A 5,763-nucleotide genomic window follows, 5' to 3' on the forward strand; every position below is an offset into this window, starting at 1 on the left:
AAACAGACGCACCACCGCAGGACGCACTTGCCACTCGACAAACTCTCCTAAACGATTGCCCAACTCCCCAATCTGCTTACTAACTCTGTTAATTTGCTTATCTGTTTCTTTTTGAGCTTGGGATAACTCTTGTTGGGATTGAGCCAATTCCTTTAGTATTGCCCGAATGTCTTCAATAGTGGCTGTCATAATGAATTTTCTCAAGTTAAAATGAAATTTTCTCTATTATAGCCCGATCGCTTTTTCTCCCTTGAAGTAACCGTTCAGGGGGTGACAAAATCTGATAATCTAAAAAGACGTGGAAAAGAGCGGCTAATGTGAAAGAGTAGTATCCATCTCTGTGCTGCCCCAGGAGAGTCCTTCCACTGAGTCAATGCCACTGGCGGCTTGACATCCCCCCCCTGAACGGTTACAATAAAGCTATGCGCCTTATGTAAGTTAGAAGCTAGAATGGTGTAAACTCCCTTGATAGATTATCTCTCTAGTCGGAGTGTTGGACTCAAACACTTGATCCCTAATTAGGTTGTTTTAGGTCACATCAAGAGTAATACTTTATTAGGTTTCTTACAGGAAATTTTAAAGGTTTGAGCCTTCGGTAAATCTTTCGAGGTATCCTAGTTATCTTATGTCAAAAATAGCTTGAGCGATTTTTTCAGAGGATTTTTCTAATCTAAAGTAATATTCTCTGAATGTTTATCATGTTACAAATTAAGTGATTTTTACTCATTTCAGTACAATGGCAAAAAATCAAGCCGAATCTATGTCTGATCAGAATCATCAGCAGCCAGATATGGGTGCGAAGAAAACAACGCAGGCTAGAATAGAACATCAGGATAATAATCAAATAAAAACGGGAATTGATCCTAAAATTGATTCGGAAAAAACGTTTAAATATTCGGAGCCAACAGGAAGATTAGGGGAGATAATCCTGCGCTTAATGCCGTTGGGTCTTTTGCTCGGAGGACTGAGTTATTGGGCGATAGTTGGTAAGATTCCGACTCCTGTTCAAGGACGAGCGGTCATTTTGATTCCTCGTTCTATTGTTAATATCGAACCCCGTCAAGGTGGGCGGGTGTTAACCCTCCTGATTCAACCGGGAGATTCTGTCAAAAAAGGTCAATTACTGGCAACTTTAGAGTTTCCTGAATTAGAAACAGAATTAAGGGATAAAAAGGATAGACTAGCAGATCTCAAGCAGCAGGATAAAAGAGTTGACTCTATTGAAGTGAGTCGTCGCCAATTGAATGCAGCCTCAATAGATCGCCAGCAAAAGGCGAATCAGCTTCAGATTAAAGCACTTCAAGTTCAATTATCCAGTAATCAAAAACAGCGAGAAGCCTATCTCTCCCATGCTCGATATCTTAAAAATTTCCAGAACTCAACGGATGAAAGACTAGCCGCCTACGATAAACTTATCGAAGAGGGGGCTGTCGCCAAGCTAGATTTTCCCTCCTATTTGTTTCAGTTCAATAATCTAGAGGCTTCTAATAGTATCAATCGCGTCCAAATAGAACTCGATCGCCTTAAGGGGGTTGATGAAAGCCTGCGAGCGCAGATGAACGCATTGACGGCACAGAATAATATACTAAACACAGAAAAACGGCAAATAGACCTGCAAGATACAGCCAGTGATATTCTTCGTTACAATGCGATCGCTGACCAGCAACGAGAGATTAATACGTTAAGAACCACCATTCAAGCCAACAAAAATGTAGTGAGTCTGTACAACGGCCAGATTTTAGACTTATCTGTTAATCCGGGGGAAGTTTTGGCTCCGGGGGGGCGCATCGGTACGTTAGAAGTCTCCAATCTAAAGGCCAAGACCAACGTGGTGGCCTTGTTTAAGAGTGGTGATGCCAAACGATTAGAACCGGGCAAGGAAGTAGAAGTCGTTCCCGATCTCTATGATCGCGAACGCTATGGGGGTATCGTTGCTAAGGTAATTACCGTCGATCAGCAGCCGGTAACTGTGGCAGAACTAGCAAATATAGTCGGAAGTCATGAACTCGCCAGCAAACTGTTTCTGGGTAGAGATGAAGACGATCGCGATAAGCCTATACCCGTCAATGCAAGTGTTATCAAAGCCACTTTAGCGCTGAAGGTTGATCGCAATACACCGAGTGGTTTTTACTGGACCCAAGCCAAGGGAGCACCCCAAAGAATTACCAACGGGACTACCGCAGATGTCCATGCTGTGGTAGAAGAGCGTTCTTTGGTGAGTTACATAACCCCTGCTTTTCGCTGGATTACAGGGGTGTACGACCGTTAACCACAATCTTGCGAGCGTAAGTAGCTGAAAGAAACAACGACTAGAATAAACGGTTAAACCTAATATGGAAAATCCGAAAAGACGTTCTCAATGGTGGACTTGGTGGTTTAAGTGGTGGATTATTGCCGCAGCGTTTGTCTTAGTAATCTTGATCCATAGTGAGCCTCCTCAGCTTTGGTTTTGGTTGGTGACTTTTTTGGCACTGATTTTATATGGGATTGAGCGAGCGATTAATGGGTAACAATGAGTAAGTCGAAAAAGGATATAGAGATACCTTGGACAGTAAAAACGGGCTAATGATCAGACAGGGATTGAAGTTTTCCCTGGGTGCTGCTCTCTTAACGAGTTTCTTTTGGCACCGAGGAAATGTATTAGACAACTTTGTCTATCCCGTCTTTGGGTATGTATCTGTACTGATTGAGCCATCGATGGGAGGTGCGATTGCGGCAGGTTTGGGGCGTTTGGGGGGAAGTGCTTTGGGGGGAATCATTGCGGCTATCCTGGTGAACGCCTACGGAATCCAAGGCTCAAGTTTTTTTGTCATTCCCTCTCTCACCTACATTTTAGCCGCCCTGATCTGTGAAACTTACCGATGGCAAGCCGCTTATTCCCAAGCCACACTACTGGGCGCTTTAATTGCCATGAGAGTGGTAGGAACATCAGCACAACAAGATATCTGGCTCTATTTGCGATCGCGCCTGATCGATAACTGGATCGGAATCGCTGTGGGAATTGCTGTGGCCTTACTATTTTGGCCCCAGAATACTCGAGCCGATCTCAACCGGAACTTGATGGGAATCCTTCAAGATATACCGCACTTGTTCCAAAAAATTCTTGATCGCCACTTAAAAACTGAGGTCGAGGAGCGGGATTATTCTCTTTCTATTGAGCAGAACGAGCTTAACTTACTCAATCAGATTAAAAAATCAACACAAACTAGCCTTTCAACACTCACAAAAGCAACCCATGAATTCGGTAGTGAGATATTGGTGGCAGAAAATTGGAGTGAAATCTTGGCAATTCAGAACCAATTGACTCGACAATTAGCTGATCTGATGGCTTTTAAGGGCGAAAAGCATGAACAAAATTTAGTGCATCAGTTCAGTGATGAATTAAACCAATTGGCGACTCATCTTACCGACAGCTTTGATAGCTTGAGGGATTTGAGTAACGGCAAAAAAATCTTAGCTACCCCTTACCTGACAGAATTAGAAGAAGATTTAGCGAATATTGGGGGTAAACTTGATCATCTCCGAACAAGTGGAGAGATTGACCGGTATGATGTTCAAGAATCACTACAGTTTTATCAATTTATTCAACTTGTATCTCGATTTATCCAACAATGCGAGGGATTAGGAGGCAGGATAATCGATAAAACCAAAGTAACTGCAACTTTCAGGCGAAGACACCTGATTACCTTTCCCAAATGGGCCCCTATATCCCTAAAACGCCTGAGAGAAATTGTCAGTCTTGGCGTGGTTATTGGTTTGTTACTGGCTATTATTCGTCACATCGAGTTTCCCTATCCTTCTGCTTACGAAAAAGTGGCAGATATTGTGATCATAGGTGCAGTGGTCACTGTCATTCAACCGACAAGGGGGCGAGCGATCGCAATCGGTTGGGCGGCCACTGTTTCCTTGAGTTTGACAATTCTCTGTATTTACCTGTTGGTCAAGTCCTTTGGTTATAATCCTTTTAGTAGCAGTCTGGCTTATTTTTTCGCCTACTTCAGTTGTGCTTGGCTGGGGTTTACGCCAATCGCTCGCATCGGTGCGATTGTAGCAGCCGATGCCATCGGGAAGGATATTTTTCCTTTTTTCGAGCAAGGAATTTGGGCCGCACTGATTTCAGTTCCCGTAGGTGCGTTTCTGGGGGTGTTGCTGACCACTGTATTTATGACAAAATCGGCTACAAACCAACTGGAAACAGATTTTTCTGTGACTTTTAAGAAAATGGGACAGCTATATCAAAAACTGCTGTCAGGCTATTTTCAGGATACGATACCACCGTCAGATATCCCCCAACTGAAGCAGGCAATCACAGTGGCGATCGCCCAACATCCAGCCTCGGTTAAGATTGCCAGTCTCGAACAAATTTCCACGGTTTTAGCAACCAAACACCAAAATTTTTGGAATTTCTCCATCGGCTACGAACAAAAACTCTGGGCTCAACTGGATGCTTTACAAGATGTGCTACAGCAACCGCTTCCTGAACCGATACGACAAAAGTTTTTACCTGAATTACAAGCGATCGCACAACAAACCGCGATCGCTTTTGATGAAATTGCTGAGGCGATCGCTGCCCAAGTAATTCTCAACCCACCAAAGTTAGAATTGCTCATCGAAGAAATTGAATCCCTTGAGAAGCAATTACTGAGCTTGCGGGTTGAGAGTCGAAGTTATCCCTTAAATGAGCTAATCGCCTTTAGCTCGGCTTTTATGACGATGAAAGCCATTGCCAGCAACTTAAATCAAATGAGTCAAGACTTACCTGCCTACACCCAATAGGTAATAGGCAAACATTATCAGCCTGAAGGATTTCTGCTCTCAGGGCTGTATATTCAGAGTGTAGGGTGCGTTAGGCGGCTATCAATTTAGTCAAAAAACTAAAATTAATAATTCGCCGTAACGCACCCTACAAGATCGGCGATCGCACTATTATCTAAGCTTTAGCGAAACCCAACCCCACCAATGTAGTTAGGAATGTTGGGTTTCGCCATTTATCTGTAACGATAATTACAATAAGGAGGGTGGGTAAAATTCTGCCCACCCTACCATTCTACTAAATCAATACGGGGTTTTTGGCAATTTCAATAGCCCCTAGAAAAATTGATACTTTGCAGACTATCTCATTGTCTCCAGTTGGATCTTCCTTAAGAAACTTTCTCAAAACTCTGATGTTACGCTCTCGATCTACTTTTATGGGGAAATCGGCTTGTTTTGCGTTTTGAATTGCAGTTTTAACTCTCGGATCGTCATTAAGTATTTGGATAGGATGCACTATTTGATCGAGAGAACTGTAGGGATAGTCATTAGTGATTTGTCTTTCTTGGTCAAAACCCAGTAGTTCAATATACTCAATAAATTGAATTCCACTATCAATTAATGATTTGTCCTCAAACGATAATTCTACGGTATAGGAGATTTGGAGAAAAACACGTACTTCGCCTGTGATTGGATCGGTAGCATCACCCGTCTTAATTATTTTAGGTGAATTGTTGTCTTTAATTATTTTAGGCATTGCTTAAACATCCCTAGTGCTTCAGAAAATCTTGATAAAATTGGATTCGCTTACAGGAGTTATAGATTAATCGCACCTTTGTCAGGGCATGAATAACTCCTGTTATAGATCTACTGACAGGGGGACAAGCGAGCTAGAAAACTTGCCAACAAAGGCTTCTAGCTTCTCTCGCTAGAAATAGATTTAGCGATTCTAGGCAAAAAGCTAACGAAAGAATTAGGGATAGGAGCGAGCTTACTAGGAATTATTATTAA

5 protein-coding genes are annotated in these 5,763 nt (G+C 42.6%); 3 read left to right on the plus strand and 2 right to left on the minus strand.

Features of this window, described 5'->3' with window-relative positions; genetic code table 11:
- The coding region (locus IM496_RS17290; RefSeq protein WP_287662701.1) for a DUF3782 domain-containing protein at positions 1-189 on the minus strand (189 nt) is incomplete at its 3' end.
- Positions 190-736: 547 nt separating this feature from the next.
- Between IM496_RS17290 and IM496_RS17295 the strand changes: the two genes are divergently transcribed.
- From IM496_RS17295 to IM496_RS17305, 3 genes are all read left to right on the plus strand, one after another.
- Entirely contained in the window at positions 737-2,269 is a 1,533-nt protein-coding gene (locus tag IM496_RS17295) for an NHLP bacteriocin system secretion protein (RefSeq protein WP_353737646.1), read from the plus strand.
- A 64-nt stretch (positions 2,270-2,333) separates the two neighbouring features.
- Positions 2,334-2,510 carry a hypothetical protein gene (locus tag IM496_RS17300; protein WP_002735384.1) on the plus strand — a complete coding sequence of 59 codons (177 nt, stop codon included), beginning with the start codon at positions 2,334-2,336 and terminating at the stop codon, positions 2,508-2,510.
- A 55-nt stretch (positions 2,511-2,565) separates the two neighbouring features.
- Positions 2,566-4,776, plus strand: coding sequence for an aromatic acid exporter family protein (locus IM496_RS17305; RefSeq protein WP_287662705.1), 2,211 nt, complete (start codon positions 2,566-2,568; stop codon positions 4,774-4,776).
- Between the two features lie 274 nt (positions 4,777-5,050).
- On the opposite strand, the gene IM496_RS17310 is transcribed toward IM496_RS17305, so the two are convergent.
- On the minus strand, positions 5,051-5,509 hold the full coding sequence (locus tag IM496_RS17310; RefSeq protein WP_287662706.1) for a hypothetical protein: 459 nt from the start codon (positions 5,507-5,509) through the stop codon (positions 5,051-5,053).
- Positions 5,510-5,763: the final 254 nt, after the last annotated feature.

It is taken from the genome of Microcystis sp. M049S2, from assembly GCF_020245625.1.
GTDB lineage: Bacteria > Cyanobacteriota > Cyanobacteriia > Cyanobacteriales > Microcystaceae > Microcystis > Microcystis ichthyoblabe_A.

Bases quoted from the DNA above. Each gene is read 5' to 3' on its own strand.
- IM496_RS17295 (WP_353737646.1), top strand. From the start codon at position 737: ATGGCAAAAAATCAAGCCGAATCTATGTCTGATCAGAATCATCAGCAG.
- IM496_RS17300 (WP_002735384.1), top strand. From the start codon at position 2,334: ATGGAAAATCCGAAAAGACGTTCTCAATGGTGGACTTGGTGGTTTAAG.
- IM496_RS17305 (WP_287662705.1), top strand. From the start codon at position 2,566: ATGATCAGACAGGGATTGAAGTTTTCCCTGGGTGCTGCTCTCTTAACG.
- IM496_RS17310 (WP_287662706.1), bottom strand. From the start codon at position 5,509: ATGCCTAAAATAATTAAAGACAACAATTCACCTAAAATAATTAAGACG.